The sequence below is a fragment of the Nocardia sp. FBN12 genome (assembly GCF_054031145.1).
In genome coordinates this window covers 263,252-281,234 of record NZ_CM132926.1, presented here as the reverse complement: position 1 = coordinate 281,234, position 17,983 = coordinate 263,252, and the positions used below count along the sequence as shown (strand labels likewise).

16 protein-coding genes and 1 tRNA gene are annotated in these 17,983 nt (G+C 66.6%); 8 read left to right on the top strand and 9 right to left on the bottom strand.

Annotation, left to right across the window (positions count from 1 at the left end):
* Positions 1 to 80 precede the first annotated feature (80 nt).
* Both ACWZHB_RS01610 and ACWZHB_RS01605 read right to left on the bottom strand, forming a co-directional pair.
* Positions 81 to 1,058 carry a serine/threonine dehydratase gene (locus ACWZHB_RS01610; protein ID WP_427906169.1) on the bottom strand — a complete coding sequence of 326 codons (978 nt, stop codon included), beginning with the start codon at positions 1,056 to 1,058 and terminating at the stop codon, positions 81 to 83.
* Positions 1,055 to 3,103 (bottom strand): cytochrome c oxidase assembly protein, encoded by a 2,049-nt coding sequence (locus ACWZHB_RS01605; protein WP_427906168.1) that lies wholly within the window; start codon positions 3,101 to 3,103, stop codon positions 1,055 to 1,057. The genes ACWZHB_RS01610 and ACWZHB_RS01605 overlap by 4 nt, the downstream gene beginning before the upstream one ends.
* 137 nt (positions 3,104 to 3,240) lie before the next feature.
* On the opposite strand from ACWZHB_RS01605, the gene ACWZHB_RS01600 reads away from it, so the two are divergent.
* A tRNA-Arg gene (locus ACWZHB_RS01600) sits at positions 3,241 to 3,314 on the top strand.
* Positions 3,315 to 3,418: 104 nt separating this feature from the next.
* Here the strand turns inward: ACWZHB_RS01600 and ACWZHB_RS01595 are convergent.
* A complete protein-coding gene (locus tag ACWZHB_RS01595) occupies positions 3,419 to 4,729 on the bottom strand; it encodes a DUF1254 domain-containing protein (RefSeq protein ID WP_427906167.1) in 1,311 nt (436 codons plus the stop codon).
* 428 nt (positions 4,730 to 5,157) lie between these two features.
* On the opposite strand from ACWZHB_RS01595, the gene ACWZHB_RS01590 reads away from it, so the two are divergent.
* Genes ACWZHB_RS01590 through ACWZHB_RS01580 form a run of 3 tightly spaced genes read left to right on the top strand, consistent with a single transcriptional unit; the run spans position 5,158 to position 7,842 of the window.
* Entirely contained in the window at positions 5,158 to 6,021 is an 864-nt protein-coding gene (locus ACWZHB_RS01590; RefSeq protein WP_427906166.1) for an ABC transporter permease, read from the top strand.
* A complete protein-coding gene (locus ACWZHB_RS01585; protein WP_427906165.1) occupies positions 6,014 to 6,847 on the top strand; it encodes an ABC transporter permease in 834 nt (277 codons plus the stop codon). The genes ACWZHB_RS01590 and ACWZHB_RS01585 overlap by 8 nt, the downstream gene beginning before the upstream one ends.
* A gap of 2 nt (positions 6,848 to 6,849) precedes the next feature.
* Positions 6,850 to 7,842, top strand: coding sequence for an ABC transporter ATP-binding protein (locus ACWZHB_RS01580; RefSeq protein ID WP_427906164.1), 993 nt, complete (start codon positions 6,850 to 6,852; stop codon positions 7,840 to 7,842).
* A 2-nt stretch (positions 7,843 to 7,844) separates the two neighbouring features.
* Here ACWZHB_RS01580 and ACWZHB_RS01575 read toward each other — a convergent pair whose 3' ends face one another.
* On the bottom strand, positions 7,845 to 8,165 hold the full coding sequence (locus ACWZHB_RS01575; protein ID WP_427906163.1) for a hypothetical protein: 321 nt from the start codon (positions 8,163 to 8,165) through the stop codon (positions 7,845 to 7,847).
* Positions 8,166 to 8,496: 331 nt separating this feature from the next.
* Between ACWZHB_RS01575 and ACWZHB_RS01570 the strand changes: the two genes are divergently transcribed.
* Positions 8,497 to 9,021 carry a DUF4254 domain-containing protein gene (locus tag ACWZHB_RS01570; protein ID WP_427906162.1) on the top strand — a complete coding sequence of 175 codons (525 nt, stop codon included), beginning with the start codon at positions 8,497 to 8,499 and terminating at the stop codon, positions 9,019 to 9,021.
* Positions 9,022 to 9,024: 3 nt separating this feature from the next.
* On the opposite strand, the gene ACWZHB_RS01565 is transcribed toward ACWZHB_RS01570, so the two are convergent.
* The 3 genes from ACWZHB_RS01565 to ACWZHB_RS01555 are packed head-to-tail and all read right to left on the bottom strand — an operon-like array spanning position 9,025 to position 11,601.
* Positions 9,025 to 9,327, bottom strand: coding sequence for a hypothetical protein (locus ACWZHB_RS01565; protein ID WP_427906161.1), 303 nt, complete (start codon positions 9,325 to 9,327; stop codon positions 9,025 to 9,027).
* Positions 9,328 to 10,476 (bottom strand): fatty acid desaturase family protein, encoded by a 1,149-nt coding sequence (locus ACWZHB_RS01560; RefSeq protein ID WP_427906160.1) that lies wholly within the window; start codon positions 10,474 to 10,476, stop codon positions 9,328 to 9,330.
* A 33-nt stretch (positions 10,477 to 10,509) separates the two neighbouring features.
* The gene (locus tag ACWZHB_RS01555) at positions 10,510 to 11,601 is read right to left on the bottom strand and encodes a ferredoxin reductase (protein WP_427906159.1); all 1,092 of its coding nucleotides are present in this window, start codon (positions 11,599 to 11,601) and stop codon (positions 10,510 to 10,512) included.
* A gap of 181 nt (positions 11,602 to 11,782) precedes the next feature.
* Between ACWZHB_RS01555 and ACWZHB_RS01550 the strand changes: the two genes are divergently transcribed.
* On the top strand, positions 11,783 to 12,409 hold the full coding sequence (locus tag ACWZHB_RS01550) for a TetR family transcriptional regulator (protein ID WP_427906158.1): 627 nt from the start codon (positions 11,783 to 11,785) through the stop codon (positions 12,407 to 12,409).
* Between the two features lie 192 nt (positions 12,410 to 12,601).
* Here ACWZHB_RS01550 and ACWZHB_RS01545 read toward each other — a convergent pair whose 3' ends face one another.
* Positions 12,602 to 13,927, bottom strand: a complete 1,326-nt coding sequence (locus tag ACWZHB_RS01545) for an MFS transporter (protein ID WP_427906157.1) — start codon at positions 13,925 to 13,927, stop codon at positions 12,602 to 12,604.
* 109 nt (positions 13,928 to 14,036) lie between these two features.
* On the opposite strand from ACWZHB_RS01545, the gene ACWZHB_RS01540 reads away from it, so the two are divergent.
* Together ACWZHB_RS01540 and ACWZHB_RS01535 are read left to right on the top strand one after the other, a co-directional pair.
* Complete coding sequence (locus ACWZHB_RS01540; RefSeq protein WP_427906156.1) at positions 14,037 to 14,591, top strand: PadR family transcriptional regulator; 555 nt, start codon at positions 14,037 to 14,039, stop codon at positions 14,589 to 14,591.
* A complete protein-coding gene (locus ACWZHB_RS01535) occupies positions 14,588 to 16,618 on the top strand; it encodes an FAD-dependent oxidoreductase (protein WP_427906155.1) in 2,031 nt (676 codons plus the stop codon). Before ACWZHB_RS01540 ends, ACWZHB_RS01535 begins: the two co-directional genes overlap by 4 nt.
* Positions 16,619 to 16,858: 240 nt before the next feature.
* Here ACWZHB_RS01535 and ACWZHB_RS01530 read toward each other — a convergent pair whose 3' ends face one another.
* Positions 16,859 to 17,929 (bottom strand): phosphotransferase enzyme family protein, encoded by a 1,071-nt coding sequence (locus tag ACWZHB_RS01530; protein ID WP_427906154.1) that lies wholly within the window; start codon positions 17,927 to 17,929, stop codon positions 16,859 to 16,861.
* Between the last annotated feature and the right edge of the window lie 54 nt (positions 17,930 to 17,983).

The window sequence follows — 17,983 nt, the reverse complement described above, 5'->3', positions numbered from 1 at the left end:
AGGATGACCTGGCGAGCGGGCGGGTGGGACGCGCCGAGTGAATCTGTGGATGAATCGGGCAGTTGTGGATATCGACCGTGTCAGAGCACGGGAAGCTCGGTGTTCGCCCCGCACAGGACCACAATCGGCCGCACGCCGGGCGCCGGCGTGTACACACCGCTCTGCACGGCGGCCAGCGCGGCGGCACCCTCGAGTTCGACCACCACCCGGAACTCACGCCAGAGGTATTCGCGGGCGGCGGTGACCGCGTCGTCGGCAACCGCGAGCGCGGGCATCTGGTGCCGCTGGGCGATGTCGAAGGCGATATCGCCGACCCTGGTCGCGCACAGCAGTTCGGTGGCACGCGAGGGCACGTCGATATCGACCGGCGCGCCGGCCGCGAGCGCGGCCGAGAGCACCGGGATGTGCTCGGATTCGATGCCGACGATCTCCCTGCGCCTGCCCAGCGCCGCGCCGAGGCCCGCGATCAGCCCACCGCCGCCGACGGCGGCCAGCACCGGCGGCCTGCCACGCACCTGCTCTTCCAGCTCGAGCCCGATCACACCGGCGCCCGCCACCACGGCGGGCATGTCGTAGGCGTGCAGATGGTCGGCGCCGCGCTCGGCGGCCAGCGTGACGGCCCGTCGTTGCGCCTCGGCGTAAGTCGTTCCGTGCCACAGCACTTCGGCACCGTGCGCCCACATCGCGGCCACCTTGGTGTGCGGCGCGGACTCCGGCACGATGATCGTGCATTCCATGCCGAGCTGCGCGGCAGCCAACGCGACGGCGATGCCCGTATTACCCGCCGAGGCGACCACCACATGGTCGGTCTCGCTGTCGGTGGTCAGCAGAGCGTTGAGCGCGCCGCGCACCGTGAAGGTGCCGCCGTGCTGGAGGAATTCCATTTTCAGTGAGACCGGCACCGACCCGGTCGGGCCGTCCACGCTCGTGTGGAACACCGGTGTCTTGCGCACCCGCCCGGCCAGCCGCCGCCGCGCCGCCCGCACATCGGTGCGCAGCACCCGTTCCGGCTCGGCCCGCTCAGTCGATTCGCTCGACGGCACACCGAATCCGCTCACCGGCGGACCTCGCCGTCACGACGCGCCAGCTCCGCGTACATCGCGTTGACGGCGGTCAGGTCGGCGTCGTTGTCCCGGTCAGCGGCCCGATCGGTGCGCTTGGCCAGCTTGGTGTCGCTGCGTGACCACTGGATCAGCAGGGCGAGCATCACCACGACCAGCGGCACCTCGCCGCTGGCCCAGGCGAAACTGCCGCCGTTGCGCTGATCGGCGAGCAGGTCGATGTTCCAGCCGAGGTCGAGGGTGCGATAGAACCAGTCGCCGAGCACGGTCGTCATGCTCATCAACGCGATGCCGAAGAAGGCGTGGAAGGGCAGCGTGCCGAACACCATGGCGAGTTTGGTCAGCGGCGCCACCTCGCGGGGCTTGGGATCGATGCCGATCACCACCCAGTAGAACAGGTAGCCGCTGAGCAGGAAATGCGCGTTCATCATCAGGTGGGCGGCGTGCGAGTCGACATAGGTGTCGAATATGCCGCCCAGGTACAACGCGTAGAACCCGGCGACGAAGATCAGTGACGCCACCACGGGCTGGGTGAGAAACCGCGAGACCGGGTTGTGCACGGCCGCCAGGATCCACTCGCGCGGGCCGGGCACACCCCCGCGTCCAGCGGGTGGGAGCGCGCGCAAGGCCAGGGTCACCGCACCACCGAGCGCGAGCAGGATCGGCGCCAGCATCGACAACGCCATGTGCGCGCCCATGTGCACGCTGAACATGGCCGGTGAATAGCGCCCGACCCCCGACGACGTGGCGATCAACAGCACCAGGCAGCCGCTGCACCAGGCGATGGCGCGCCCTATCGGCCAGGCATCGCCGCGCTTGCGCAGCCGGTAGACGCCGAGCAGGTAGACGGCGGCCAACACGATCGCCAGGGTTCCGAAGATCAGATCGAAGCGCCAGTCGAACAGCAGCCTGCTCACCGTAGGCGGTCCCGCGAGGGTGTAGCCGAGCTCCACCTCGACCGGTGTCGGCACCGTGGTCGGCGGCGGTGGCGGGGTACGCCCGAGGCCGACTGCCAGGCCGATGGTCGCCGCGAAGATCAGCATCTCCACGCCGGCGAAACGGATGAGTGTGCCGCGGTCGCGCGGGTCTGCGGCCAGCGCGGGCAGCGAGGCCCTTCGCTGCAGATAGCCGACGGCGCCGAGGACAAGCAGCGCGGCCGCTTTCGCGAGGACCAGCCTGCCGTAGGTGGTGGTGAACAGGTCCGACGCGGGCAGCCGCACCCAGGCGTTGATCACGCCGCTGACGCCGATCACCACGATCGAGATGGTCGCGGCCACCGAGAACCGCCGGGCCGCGATATCGGTATTCGCGCCGCCACGCATCGCGTGCGCCAACACCGCCACCAGTCCGCCCACCCACACCGCGGCCGACACCATGTGCAGGATCAGCGAATTCGTCGCGACATCATGGGAGCCACCGGAGGACGAATGCCCGGTCAGCGCCAGCGGCATCATCGTCACCACCGCGCCCGCCAGCAGGACCGGCGTCCAGCCCCAGCGCAGCGCGCACCGGCACCCGATCGCCACGATCAGCGCGAGCAACACCGTCGTGCGCCAGGCGCCCGCCACCTCGACCTGCGTGATCACCGGCCACAACACTTCGGGTCGCCAGATCGCGCTCACCGGCTGACCGGTCGTATCCGACACCGTCAACGGCACCAGGAGCGCGGCACTCGCGGCCCACACCAGCGCGGCGTCCGAGGCCCGCCGCACCGCCCGATACCCGCCCGCTTCGAGCAGGCCACCGTCACGCGGTGGCAGCAGGAATGCCGCGAACAACAGCGAGCCGACGGTCATCGCGGCGGCCAGATCGGCCACCGCGCGCAACGCGGGCAATCCATATGTTGTCAACGGCCCCGGATCGGGTATACCGAGCAAACTGAGCGCGTGCGCCGCCGACAATCCGACGACCATGGCCGCGACCACCGCGGCGATACACCCGGCCACGACGCTGAGCACACCGAACGTCGCCGCCGGACCCGAGTCCGCCGACGGTCCGCCGTCGACGGCGGGTCCAGCGGAAGGGTCCTGCGATAACGACATGACAACGAGGGTAGTTCGACGTGCCCCGGCCCGCCCCGAGGGGGCGCCACACCCGAGCCCCAACCCGACGATCCGGTCGGTCGCTATACTTTTCGAGCTGGACAGCACGGCCGACTTCGGCCAAGGTAAAAGCGACTGCCTCCGTAGCTCAGTTGGATAGAGCAAGAGCCTTCTAATCTCTAGGTCGCAGGTTCGATTCCTGCCGGGGGCGCAAATGGCCTCTGACCTGCATGAATTGCCGGTCGGGGGCCATTCTCGACTTCAGCACAACGATCCAACAGCTAGAGTTTCGTCAGCCCGGCGATGGCGATGTTGTCATGACGCTTGGTGGACCGGCGGCGGGGTCCAGGTTCCGTCGAGGGCTTCGGCGGCGGGCGCGTAGAGGCGCAAGGTGATGCCCATCGGACCGGTCGGCGCGGGCAGCCAGTTCGGTTCGCGGTCGGGGCCCGGGTTCTTGTGCGAGATGTAGATGTCGAGCGATCCGTCGGAGTTGTAGGTCAGCGGATCGCGGTCGCCGAGGGCGTAGCGGTCGAGTTCGTTGGCGATCTGGAAGCCCTCCAGGTCATACATCGTGACCGACCAGAACGCCGCGACCGGCGGCAGTTTCCCGGCGTCGAAGTGGAGCACATAGTCGTTGTCGCCGACGAGCGGGTTGCCCGCGGCGTCACGAACCAGCAGCGGGTAGATCGCATCCTCGGCAGGGTTGGCACCGAGCCCGATCAGCGTGACCGCGGACCTGCGAAAGTAGTCGTTGCCGTAGACACCGATGGTGTAGAGGATGCTCATCCAGCCGTCGATGGGCGGGATCATCGTGGTCCGCGCGGCGAGGAGATCGGCACGCGCCGCGCTGACGCCCGCGTCGATCTCGGCGAGGTCGGCGGCGGAGAACCGCGTCGGGTCGAAGTCCTGGCCGACGACGATACCGAGCAACGAGATGCGGGCGAGGATGGAAAAGTCGGTCGGGTGAGCGGGGATCGTCTGCAATACGGAGGCAGCGTGGCCGAAGAACTCCGTCGCGGTCATCTCGTTGACCGTGCGGAGCGGTTCGATCTCGCTGACCAGGGCCGGATCGGGGACGAACGGCGGCCGGTCGCCGAGCTCGGTGATCTGTAGTCCGGCCTGGAACTCGTTGACCGAGGCGTAGTCATCGGGGCCGTTCGCCTGAGTTCGCCCGATCACCCACACGATCGGGGTCGGCGCCTCGATCACCGGGATGCCGGCGGGCAACTGGCCGCGATAGCTCGGCCCGACGACGACATAGTCCTTGGCCTCGGTGCCGGTTGTTCGCTTACCCGGTGCGGCGAACGCGTCCGTCCAGGCGTCGAGCATCGGCATCATGTAATACCGGCCGTGACTGTCGGGAATATGAATCTGGACCGGACCGCCGGTGAGGTCAAGCCACGCCGACGAGTACAGCGTGTCGAAGTTCGGGCGTACGACCGCGCGAAAATCGACATCAGGCAACTCGCGCATGTGATGGAACTGGTTCGGCGGTCCGAAACCCGGGGTCGAACCAGCCGGGGAGTTCGTCTGCTGCCGCCGGGTGACATCCATCGTCACCAACGAGTACAGGTAGACGTACGCCTCGTAGCTCAAGGTTTTCAGATCACTGGACAACACGCTCATTACGCCTCCGCTGCAGATCATGATCCCGGTGAGGTCGGCCGCATCCATCGTCGATGCCGGCACCGCGAGAAACCTCACCCCCAGGGGATGAATTGAGCGAAGGCGTCCGCGCCACCGCAGTGGCGAAGGTCCTGATCCGGGTACGCCACCCGCCGAACCGACGCGGCCGCCGACGGAACTGCCATTTCGCCTGGTCAGCGCGTGGGACGACGCTCACAGCGATGCGATGCCAGAACTGCGTCCGCAGGCAGGTAATCTTTCGCCTCATGTGGATCATCCTTGCCATCTCCGTGGTCAGCTCGGTCGCGATTGCGATCTTGTTCGCGACAGGCTTCCCCAAGGACTGAGCGTCCGCGGATCGACCAAGCACCAGCGATCGGTGCCGTTTTCGTCCTGATTCGTGGCGATCGGCCTAGAGTTGAGTGATTGTGCGGGGCGATGTGGTGGGGGATGGTGGGCTTGCCGTCGCGGTGCGGCGTCGTCGCAAGCCAGGTGCTTTCCGGGTGTATTGGACGTTGGCGCGGGCGGGGTTCAAGCGGCAGGCGCAATACAAACTGGCGATGTTCGCCGGGCTTTTCACCAACTGTGTGTTCGGGTTCGTTCGCGCGGCGGTGATGGTCGCGGCGGTGCGGGCCGCCGGTGATTTCGGCGGCTACGACGAGGGCACCATCGGGGCGTATGTGTGGTTGTCGCAGGCACTGCTCGGCGCCACCCAGTTCATGGGACCGCAGATCGACCTGGTCGACCGGATCAAAACCGGTGATGTCGCCATCGACTTCCTGCGCCCGATCGACGTGCAACTCGGCTACCTGGCCACCGATATGGGCCGCGCCGCCTGCACGATCCTGCCGCGCGGGGTGCCGAGCATCCTCATCGGCGCGGCCACCTTCGGTCTGTCGATGCCCGACACACCGCTGGCCTATCTGCTCGGTCTGATCAGTGTGCTGCTCGCGGTGGCGTTGTCGTTTCTGTGTCTGTTCGCGGTGGCGCTGATCGGGTTCTGGGTGGTCGAGATTCGTGGCTTCCGGGTGCTGTACCAGATCGTCGGAACGTTCCTGGCCGGGCTTTTCGTCCCGGTGCACATGTTCCCCGACTGGTTGCGTGTCGTCGCGATGTCTACCCCGTTTCCGTCCATCCTGCAGGCCCCGATCGATACGCTGTCAGGGCGGGCCGCCGGCCCGGAAGCCTTGGTCATCGTTGCGATACAAGGCTTCTGGGTGCTGGTGATCGGACTGCTCGGCAGGGTGTTGCTGCGAGCGGGACAACGCAGGCTGGAGGTACAGGGTGGCTGAACCGGATTCCGCGCGCGTTGTTGCCGGGACCTGGTTCACTCCCTATCTCGCAGTATTGCGTTCGCGTGTGAAAGCACAGCAGGTGTACCGCCTTTCGTTCGCCACCGAGGTGTTCAGCGCCTTCCTGATCGGGCTGGTGGAGTTCGCCGAGGTGTGGGTCATCTTCCACAATGTCAAAACCCTCGGCGGCCTCGATGTGGATGCGGCGCTGCTGCTGTTCGGGCTGTCCAACACCTCGTTCGCGCTGGCACAGGTCGCGGTCGGGCATCTGGACTCCCTGCCCTCGATGATCCGGATGGGCACCCTCGACGCGTATCACCTTCGCCCACAACCGTTGCTGTTACAGCTGGTGACCAGTGACATCTCGTTACGCAGGCTCGCCCGCGCCGCCGTGGCGGTGATCGTGCTCGGGATCGGGCTGTGGCGCAACGATATCGATTGGGGCATCGCCCCGGTTACCTTGATCGTGATCACCCTGATCAGTGGAATCGCGCTGTTCTGTGGCCTTTTCGTATGCGCAGCCGGACTACAGTTCTTCCTGATCGACGGTGCCGAGCTCACCAACAGCTTCACCTACGGCGGCTCGTTCGCCGCGATGCAGCCGGCCTCGGTGTTCCCGACACCGCTGAAACTGTTGTTCGGGTTCGCGATTCCCGTCGCGTTCACGGCGTACGTGCCGACCGTCGCCCTGCTCGGGCTGCCGGGTCCGCCGCTGCTGCCCGCGTGGTCGGCGTGGCTGACGCCACTCGCCGCGGCGTGGGTGTGGTTGCTCGCATCAGCGGCATGGCGGATCGGTACGAGGCACTATCAGGGAGGAGGGGGATAACGATGGACGAGCACGAGAACTCCGAACCGATCATCGACATCGATGACCTCACCCGGCAGTTCACCGTCTACCGCAAGAACGGCAGCCGTTGGCGCCGACATCGCGACACCATCACCGCCGTCGACCGGATGAGCTTTCGCATCGAGCGTGGCTCGGCGGTCGGCTATATCGGCGCCAATGGCGCGGGCAAGTCGACGACGATCAAGATGCTCACCGGCATCCTCGTCCCGACCACCGGAACCGTGCGCACCTGCGGCCTCGAACCGGTGCGCCAGCGCAAGGAACTCGCCTCGCGCATCGGCGTCGTGTTCGGGCAGCGTTCGCAACTGTGGTGGGATCTGCCGCTGCACGAATCGTTTTCGATCCTGGCGGCGATCCACCGCCTCGACCCCGATATCGCCGACAAGCGGACCCACGAGCTGGTGGAACAGCTGGAAATGGGCGACACCCTCGACACCCCGGTCCGCCAGCTCTCGCTCGGTCAGCGGATGCGCGCGGAAGTGGCTGCCGCGCTGTTGCATTCGCCGGAGCTGGTGATCCTCGACGAGCCGACGATCGGCCTCGATGTGTTGTCCAAGCAGCGATTACGCGAGTTCTTGCGCGCCGAACGGATCGAACGCGGCACCACACTGCTGCTCACCACCCACGACATGGGCGATATCGAACGGCTCTGCGATCGGGTGCTCGTGGTCGATTACGGCAGGCTGGTGTACGACGGTTCACTGGCTGGGCTCGGCGCCACCGTCGGCGCGCGGCGCGTCTTGGTCGTCGACTTGGCCGCGCCCACTCCGGATCTCGACGATCTGCCGTGCGGGGCGCAGTTGCTGTCCAGCGAGGCGGGCGGCATGCGCCAGCGGCTGGCCTTCGACGCCGAGAAGACCACCGCGGCGGCTTTACTGGCCGCGGTGTCGGACCGGGCGCAGGTGCGCGATCTGTCGATCGAGGAACCCGATATCGAGGACGTGGTCCGCCGGATCTACGAGTCGACCCGCTGAATTCAGCTCGGCCCGTCCGGGTTTCCCGCGTACATGCTCACCTCGCCACCCTCCCCGAGGAAGGCGTTGACCAGCATGATCCGCTGCGCGCGCAACTCCTCCTCGTCGGGAGCGCCGGTGGTGATCGAAATCTGCGGGATGGCAGCCCAGTTCACGACATAGCGCTCGGGTGGGCCGACGTCGCCGGACAGCCGCGCGAGCCGGAACACCGATACCGCACGACGTTCCATGAGGCCACGCACGACATCGGCGATTCGCTCTGGGTCTTCCAGCGCGAACAGGAACCCGAAGGTCAGCTCTGGCGAGGACACGTAGGCCGGCACAATTATCGAGGTTAGTACATAGGGCGGAAAATGGTTGCCGGAAATGTGCCACCTCGGTTACCCAGCGGTGCTCACCGGGAGACCCCGCCGTAATGGTGGATAACAATTTCCGCCGACCGCCGGGTTTGTACACCATACTATTGCGCGTCACGACCGAATCGCGCTTTCCTGAAGGGGTCCCGATTTTCCCCGGGCCGTCTTCTCTACCCGCAGCGTCGCGGCCATTCGTCGACGTCCGGGCGGGGCTACGCCGGTGCCGGGGAGTGCACCCCCACCACATCCTCCTCGGTGCCGGCGCATCCATGCACGAACGCGTCATCAGGGGCCAGCCATGCCGATCGATTACGGCCACCGTCTGGATGCCGCACAGCTGCCGACTCCCTCGGCACTGTTGCGCGCATTTCTCGAAACCGACCACCCCGACCCGGCGCGACACCGGGTACTCGACGCCGCGAGCGGGCTCGCGCACTGCCACGATCGCCGGCGCAGAGTCCTGGAGCAGGCCCGCGATCCCGCCGCGTCGAGCAGCGGCGTCGCGGCGTGCGGGCGCCTGGTCGACGACATCGACAACGACCGCATCGCGCTGATCGCCCGCATCGACAACTGGGTCGCCACCCATGTCGAACACCGCGACGGCGCCTCGTTGCACACCGAGACGCTCGGCGCGGTGATCGACCGGATGGCCGCGAAATGGGTTGCCGCGCACCAGGCTCTGGCCGCGCAAACGACAACGACACCACGGCAGCGGGAGGCTCGCACCCATCTGCAGTGGTGTCGTCTTGCCGAATTGACCGACGGCTACCGCGATCTGATCACCGATGTCACCGAACACCGCAGGCGGTTGCCGGTGTGGTGAACGTCAGGCCTTGTCGCCCGGCTCGGCGAACACCGGCGCCGCCCCGAGATCGCTCTCGACCGGTGCGTCGAGGTCGACAGTCTCGGTCTCGACGAACTCCGCCGCCGCGCGATCCTGCGCCGCGTCGCGACGAGCAGCAGCCGCGGCTTCTCTCATCTCGATCGCATCGGTGACGAATTCACCGATCTCGCGGGCAACCTCGGCGACGGTTCCGGTGATGAGGGTCGCGATCTTGCCGACCCGCTGGGCACCGGATGCCGTCAGTTCCTGGACCAGGTCCTTATTGCTTTCGAATTTGCCGACCATTTACACGCCCACTTCGGTTGCCTTCCGATTACGCATAACGATAACACCGGGCTTGGGCGCCCTCTTCACGAAACGATCGGGCACCGCGAGCAGGAAGATCTTGGCCCAGACCGAACCGATCTGCTTGGAGAAACGACCGGTGTTGTAGGGCAGGCCGTACTTCTCGGCCAGCGCCTTCACCTCGGGCGCGATCTCCGGGTACCGGTTCGCCGGGATATCGGGGAACAGGTGGTGTTCGATCTGGTGCGACAGGTTGCCCGACATGATGTGGAACAGCCGCGAGCCGGTGATGTTGGCCGAGCCGAGCATCTGGCGCACGTACCACTCACCGCGGGTCTCGACCTCGGTCTCCTCCTTGGAGAACGTCTGCACGCCCGACGGGAAGTGACCACAGAAGATGATCGAGTAGGTCCACACGTTGCGCACCAGGTTGGCCGCCACGTTGCCCGCCAAGGTGTGCAGGAACAGCGGGCCGGTCAGCGCCGGGAACATCACGTAGTCCTTGAGGACCTGCTTGCCTGCCTTCTTACCCTGTCCCTTGAGCAGGGGCTTGATGTCGGACCACTTGCGCTTGCCCTTGATGATGTTGTCGGCCTCGAGGTCGTGCAGCATCACGCCCCACTCGAAGAACGTCATCAGCAGGAAGGCGTAGAGCGGGTTGCCCAGGTAATAGGGGTTCCACTTCTGCGCCTCGTCGATCCGCAGGATGCCGTAACCGATGTCGCGGTCCATGTCGACGATGTTGGTGTAGGTGTGGTGCATATAGTTGTGCGAGTGCTTCCACTGGTCGGCCGGGCAGACCGTATCCCAGTCGAATTCGCGGGAGTTGATACCGCGCTCACGCATCCAGTCGTACTGGCCGTGCATGACGTTGTGGCCGATCTCCATGTTGTCGAGGATCTTCGACACACCGAGCGCGGCGACACCGGCCAGCCAGAACGGCGGCAGGAAGCCCAGGTACATCAGACCGCGGCCGGCGATCTCGAAGCCACGCTGGGTCTTGATGATGTTGTAGATGTAGTCGCGGTCGCGTTCGCCGAGGTCGTCGACGACGCGGGCGCGGATCGCGTCGAGCGCGGCGCCGAGTTCTTCGACCTGCTCCGGGCTCAGGATGACCGGACCGTCTTTGCCTTCGGTGAGGATCGTCATGGCTATATCTCCCCTTGTTGTCTCGGTGTCGATCTACAGCGCGATGTCGACGTCGCCGACAGCGGTGTTGATGCAGACCTGGATCTGCTTGTCGGGCTCGGCGTCGAGTTCGCCGGTACGGATGTTGCGGGTGCAGCCGGAGACCTTGGTTGCCGTGCAGGAGAAGCAGATCCCCATGCGGCAGCCGTATTCCGGGGTCAGGCCGGATGCCTCGGCCTGCTCGAGCAGCGTTGCTCCGGTGTTGTCGGCGGCGACGTCGCTGTCGGAGAAGGTGACAGTGCCGGTGGCCTCGGACGGGTCGGTCGGGACCGTGGTGAGCGTGAATTCCTCACTGAGCACTCGATCTTGGAGACCCTCGGCCTCGAAGATCGTGTGCACCGCGCGCATCAGCGGCGGCGGCCCGCACACGAACGTCTGCGCGTCGGCGAACCAGGGTGCGACCCGCTCGAGCTCGTCGTAGTCGAAGAACCCACTGCCGGTGGAGGTTTCACCGTCGATCACCGTGCCCGGCTCGACCGGGTAGCGGTATTCGATGCGAAAGTTGGCGCGGCGCTGCGCGATCGAGGACAACTCGGCCCGGTGCGGCACCATCTCGGGCTGACGAGCGTAGTGCAGGAACGTGACCTGCCCGGTGTAACCCTCCGCGTCGAGGGTCCGCAACATCGACAGTACCGGCGTGATGCCACTACCGCCGCTGACCAACAGGATCTTGTCGGGTCGCTGCTGCGGTAGGTGGAACACACCGGAGGCAGGCGCCAGGTCGACGACCATGCCCGGCTTCGCGTTGGCGTGCAGGTAGTTCGACACCAGCCCGCCCGGGTGCGCCTTGACGGTGAGCTGCAGGTAGCGCTCGCCGGTGCTCTCCGGGTCGATCGGCGAGTAGCAGCGGGTGTGGCGAACGCCGTTGATCGAGACGCCGATCTGCACGTACTGACCGGCGGCGTGGCCGCGCCACTGCCGCGAGGCGCGCAGGGTGAGCGTCACCGAGCCGGGCACCGCGTGTGAGACATGGGTGACCTCGGCGCGCAGCTCCCGAGCGGTGAGCCCGGGGCGGACGAGCTCCAGGTACCGGTCCAGCGGGTGCGGCGTCGTCAACGTCTGCACCAGATCGATCAGTCCCACCATGTCGTGTTGCCCCTTTTGCGAAGTACGGAGAAGTTCCTCGACGTGCGGTTAAATTTTCAGTGCACGTCTGTACACTCACCAGTGTGCCCGATGACCCCGGGCCACTGTCAACCGGCAATAATGTGAGGCGGACAACATCATGACGAAGGCCGCTATGGTGAACGGATGTATGCTCACCGATGTGACTGAGCAGGCAGGAACCCGCAACGAGCGCAAAGCGCATACCCGGGCAGCCCTGCTCGAGGGCACCCTGGCCTTGGCCTCGGAGCGCGGATTCGCTGCATTGAGCCTGCGTGAGATCGCCCGTTCGGCCGGCATCGTGCCGACCGCCTTCTACCGCCACTTCGCCTCGCTCGACGACCTCGGCGCGACCATCGTCGACGAGGGCGTCACCGCGCTGCGGCTGGCATTGCGCGAGGTCAGGCGCAAGCCGGACGCCCACCTGGCCGATACGGTCCGCTTCGTCTTCGAGCAGGTACGCGCCAAACGCGCCCTGTTCGGTTTCCTCATTCGCGAACGGCACGGTGGGCCCGCGCCACTGCGTCAGGCGATCGCGATGGAGATGCAGCTGATCGTGCGCGAGATCGTCGCCGATCTGTCGCGCCTGCGCGCACTGGATTCGTGGAGCACGACCGAGCTGGAGATCGCCGCGGACCTGCTGGTCACCACCGTGACCGACGGTATCGCCGCGTTCGTCGCATCGAGCCCTCGCGAGGAATCGGCCATCCAGGAGCGCACCGTCATGCAGATGCGGCTCATCGCCCTCGGCATCGCGGGCTGGACGCCGAGCGGGCTCCCCGAGTCTTAGGCTCATCGACGCCTCCGCGGCTACCGGACGTGGGCACGCCAGGTGAACGCATCGGGCGGAACGATCGGCCTACACAGGGCGTACCCGGTGAGTTACCCCTGCCCCTTCGAGGTTAGTTGGCCACCGCTGTTCGGAGTACAGGTGTTCACACTCAATGCGCGCGACGATTTCAGTGATACCCCACAACACGATTCACTCGGCGCGCGCAGGCGCACGCACCGGGAGCAACACCAGCAGACCCAGCGCCAGCACGACGAGCAGTCCGGCGATGCCGGCGCGGTCGCTGTGGAAAACCGCCACGAACACGCCGAACAGGGCAGGCGCCAGGAACGACACGGCCCGTCCGGTGGTCGTGTACAGCCCGAACAGCTGACCTTCCCGTCCCGGCGGAGCCAGCCGGGCCAGGAACGAACGCGCCGAAGCCTGTGCCGGACCGACGAACACGGTGAGCGCGAGGCCGAAGATCCAGAACATCGCCGAGCCCGACACCAGCAGCAGCGCCACTCCGCACACCAGCATCCCGGCCAGCGACCCCACGATCACCCGTTTGGGCCCGATCCGGTCGTCGAACCGGCCCGCCACGATCGCAGCCGCCCCCGCGACGACATTCGCGGCGATCCCGAACAGCAGCACATCGGCGTCAGCGAACCCGTACACCGATACCGCGAGCACCCCGCCGAAAGTGAACACACCGGCCAGGCCGTCCCGGAACACCGCGCTGGCGAGCAGGAAGTACACCGTGTGCCGGTCCTGCCCCCACAGCTCCCGCACGTCACGCCACAGGACGCGGTAGGAACCGGCGAAGCCGACCTTCGCCGCACCCGGGTCGGCGCCGGTGCGCGGCATCTCGGGCACCGCGAACAGCACCGGCAGCGCGAAGACCGTGAACCACACCGCCGCGAGCACGATGACGAGCCGGACATTGAGGCCCTGATCGGTGGGCATCGCGAGCAACCCGCGGGTGTCACCGTCGCCGGCGAGGAATCCCACGTAGCAGATCAGCAGCAGCGCGATGCCGCCGAAATAGCCCATCGCCCAACCGAATCCGGACACCCGGCCCACCGTGGCCGGGGTCGACACCTGCCGCATCATCGCGTTGTAGGGCACGCCCGCGAGCTCGAAGGTGGCCGAGGCGAATGCGAGCAACGCCAAGCCAAGCCAGAGGTCGTCATAGTTGTCGCGGACGAAGAACATCAGTGACATCGCGCCGACCGTCAGCGCCGTCAAGGTCGCCAAGGCTCGTTTACGTGAGCCGACCGCGTCGAAGTACTGCCCGCAGACCGGCGCCGTCAGCGCGACGACCAAGCCTGCCCCCGCCAGCGCCCACCCCAGCCAGGCACTCGCCGGTGTCGTCCCCGGCAGATCTTTGCCCACCTTGTCGGTGAGATACACGGAGAACACGAAGGTCAGCGTGACGGCCTGGAACGCCGACGACCCCCAGTCCCACAGCCCCCACGCCAGCACCTGCCCGCGTCCGGCCGCCTCCCCGACGGTCTCGGCCGCGTCCACCTCGGTCATACGCCGAAGCGTAACGACGATCCGACAACCGCGCCGTCTATTGGATCGGCACCGGCAGTTCATATGAACCTGGTTGCATAGTACCCAGCGTTCCGGATACTCTCGTCCCATGGCACTGGAGCACGCGCTACTGGTCTCGCTCACCGAGCGGGCCGGATCGGGCTATGAGCTCGCACGCCGATTCGACAAGTCGATCGGCTACTTCTGGAGTGCCACCCACCAGCAGATCTACCGGGTGCTCAAGCGGATGGAGTCCTCCGGCTGGGTCACCGTCGAATCGGTGACCCAGCAGGGCAAGCCCGACAAGAAGGTGTACTCGGTAGCCCCGGCCGGCCAGGCCGAGATCGCCCGCTGGCTCGCCGAGCCCACCGACGCCACCCCGGCCCGCGACGAACTGGGCGTGAAGATCCGCGCCGCCGCGTACGGCGACATCAATGCCATCTGCGCCGAGGTCGAGCGCCATCGCGGCCAGCACGCCCAGCGCCTCGATGAGTACCGCCTCAGCGAAAAGAAATTCTTCCCGGTGCCGGACCAGCTCTCCGGCACCGCTCTGCACCAGTATCTGGTGCTGCGCGCGGGCATCCGCGCGGAGTCCGGCTACCTCGAATGGTGCGACGAAGTACTGCAGGCCCTGCGACCGCGAAAAGGTGACGACCGCCCATGACTGCCTATCCCCATCTGTTCGAGCCACTCGACCTCGGCCACACCACGCTGCGCAATCGCGTAGTCATGGGCTCCATGCATACCGGTCTGGAGGACCGCGCCTGGGACACCAACAAACTGGCCGCCTACTTCGCCGAGCGCGCCCGCGGCGGTGTCGGCCTGATCATCACCGGCGGCTACGCGCCCAACCGCACCGGCTGGTTGCTGCCGCTCGGCGGCAAGCTGACCAACAAGACCGAGGCCTACCGGCATCGCACGATCACCAAGGCGGTGCACGCCGAGGGTGGCAAGATCGCCATCCAGATCCTGCACGCGGGGCGTTATTCCTATATGCCGACCAGTGTTTCGGCATCGGCGATCAAGTCCGCGATCAACCCGTTCAAGCCGCGGGCGCTGTCGTCGAAGGGTGTGGAGAGCACCATCGACGATTACGCGCGCTGCGCGGGCCTGGCCAAGTTCGCCGGCTACGACGGCTGCGAGATAATGGGCGGTGAGGGCTATTTCCTCAACCAGTTCCTCGCGCCGCGGGTGAACAAGCGCACCGACAAGTGGGGCGGCACACCGGAGAACCGACGTCGGCTGCCCGTCGAGATCGCCCGCCGCATCCGTGCCGAAGTGGGCCCCGATTTCATCATCGTGTTCCGGTTGTCGATGGCCGAACTCGTGGAGAAGGGGCAGACCTTCGACGAGATCGTCGCTCTGGCACAGGAATTGGAAGCCGTCGGCGTCGACATCCTCAATACCGACATCGGCTGGCACGAGGCGCGCGTGCCCACCATCGTCACCTCGGTGCCGCGTGCGGCGTTCGTGGAGTTCACCGCGAAGATCGCGCGCAAGGTGAACATCCCGGTCTGTGCCTCCAACCGGATCAATATGCCCGAGGTCGCCGAGGAGATCCTGACCCGCGGCGACGCGGCGCTGATCTCCATGGCCCGCCCGCTGCTGGCCGACGCCGAATGGGCCAACAAGGCCGAGCAGAATCGGGCCGACGAGATCAACACCTGCATCGCCTGCAACCAGGCCTGCCTCGACCACGCCTTCGGCAACAAGAAGGTGTCGTGCCTGGTCAACCCGCGTGCGGGCAGCGAGACCACGTTGAACTTGCTGCCGACTCGGCGCGCCAAGCGGGTCGCGGTCGTCGGTGCGGGCCCGGCTGGGCTGTCGGCCGCGGTGAGTCTGGCCGAGCGTGGCCATCACGTCGACCTGTTCGAGTCCGATGACAAGATCGGCGGCCAGTTCGACATCGCCCGCCGCATACCCGGCAAGGAGGAGTTCGACGAGTCGATCCGCTACTTCCGCCGCAAGATCGACGTCACCGGTGTCACCCTGCATCTCGAAAAGCGGGTCACCGCCGAGGAATTGATCGCGGGCAAGTACGACTCGGTGATCCTGGCGACCGGTGTGCGCCCGCGCATCCCCAACATTCCCGGTATCGACCACCCGATGGTGCTCTCCTACGCCGAACTGGTGAAGGAGGAGAAGCCGGTCGGTAAGAAGGTCGCGGTGATCGGCGCGGGCGGCATCGGCTACGACGTGAGCGAATACCTCACCGTCGAAGGGCATCCCACGCTCAAGCTCGACGAGTGGAAAGAGGAGTGGGGCGTCGATTCCGAGAACGAGCAGGCTCCCGGCCAGCTCAAGAAGCCCAATCCCTCCCCCGCTGCCCGCGATGTCGTACTGCTGCAACGTAAGTCGACCCCGTTCGGCAAGGATCTGGGCAAGACCTCCGGCTGGGTGCACCGCGCGGCCCTCAAGGCCAAGGGTGTCGAGCAGGTCGGCGGCGTGAACTACGACCGCATCGACGACGCGGGCCTGCACATCAGCTTCGGCGAGAAGCACGAGAACCCGCGCGTGATCGAGGTCGACAACGTGATCGTCTGCGCCGGACAGGAATCCGTGCGCGAACTCGAAGAACCGCTGCGCGCCGCGGGCGTCGACCTGCACCTCATCGGCGGCGCCGACCTGGCCGCCGAACTCGACGCCAAGCGCGCGATCAACCAGGGCACCCGATTGGCCGCTGTGTTATAGGAGCGCTGGCGCGCTCGAGCGCGGCCCCTGGGGGGCCGCGAGTTAGCCGCCGTTGCTGGCGGCTGCGCCGCGGACGCAACGGCGGCTAACTCGCGGCCGGGCCGCTACGCCGCTTCGCGGCGGACCCTCCTCGAGGTCGGGTCGTGGTGGGTGGGAGTGCGGTCATGGCGGAACTGGGGTTTGACGGTGTAGCTGGGAAAGCGGTGCGGGTGGGCGGACTCGGTGGTGCCGGGTGGGCGGTCAGTGTAGGGAGAGGTCGCGAACAGCATCGCGTAGTTCGCGGCCCTCCGCTGATTCGTACCAGCGAAGATGTCCGAGAAGCCAGTCGTGGTAGGCGACTTCGGCGTTGCGTGGGTCGTGGGCGATCGTGAGGAAGTAGTCGATCTCCGAGAGCTCGTAGCCGATGTGGACCAGCGGGAGCAGGCTCGGAAGCAGGTTCTGTTCGGCCGCCGACAGTGTTCGCTCGGATCGGTATCCCTGGATCAGCGCGGTGATCTGGTCCGCGCGCACATGGGCGGGACCGCCGTCACGCAGGGAAACCCAGTCGACGGCGGTGCGTTCGATGGCGGTGGCCAGGTCGAAGACGGCGGTGGTCCGGTCTGCCAGTCCGAAATCGATCACCGAGGTCACCTCGTGGTCGGTCCAGAGCAGGTTGGTCGCGTGCCAGTCTCCATGTGTCCACAGTGGCGCGACACCGGAGAAGTCGACCCGGAACTCGGGAACCTCAGCACGCCAGTCCCTTTCGCCCAGGAATCCGGCGACCGACGGCCGCCGTGCGATGTGCCGTTCGAACGCGCTCACCACGTCACCGTGCATACTCGCCAGCAATGGCCTGGGCGGTCGAGCAGGCGCATCGAAACCTGCTGCGGCCGAATGTAATCGACCGAGCATCACCCCGGCGCGCACCGCATCGTCGCTGTCGCGATAAGGCGACCAGGAGAAGTCCGCGCGATACCTGTCCTCCCCCACCCCAACCCTGTGCACTTCGTAGACGAACTCACCCACCGTCGCACGCACTTCGGGCACCGGAATGCCCCGATCCCGCAGATGCGCCATGAAGCGATGCTCCTCACCCAACGCCACCTCATCACGCAAGCGCACTGGCATCCGCTTCACCACAAGCCGCTCCCCGTCGTCCAACCGCACCCCCACCGTCGACGACAACGGCCGCGCACCACGCCATTCGATCGCCGCGGGCGAGCCACCCCACGTCGCGGCGACCGCCCGCGCGATCTCGTCCTCGGTGAGCGCGGGCCACGTCGGCTCGGCCAGTGGGTCATCGCCCATCCCGAACACCTGCTCGTCAGCCATCAGTCCAGTATCGATGGTGTCGCGTCGAACTACCGGAGCGCGCTGCCACCCGTC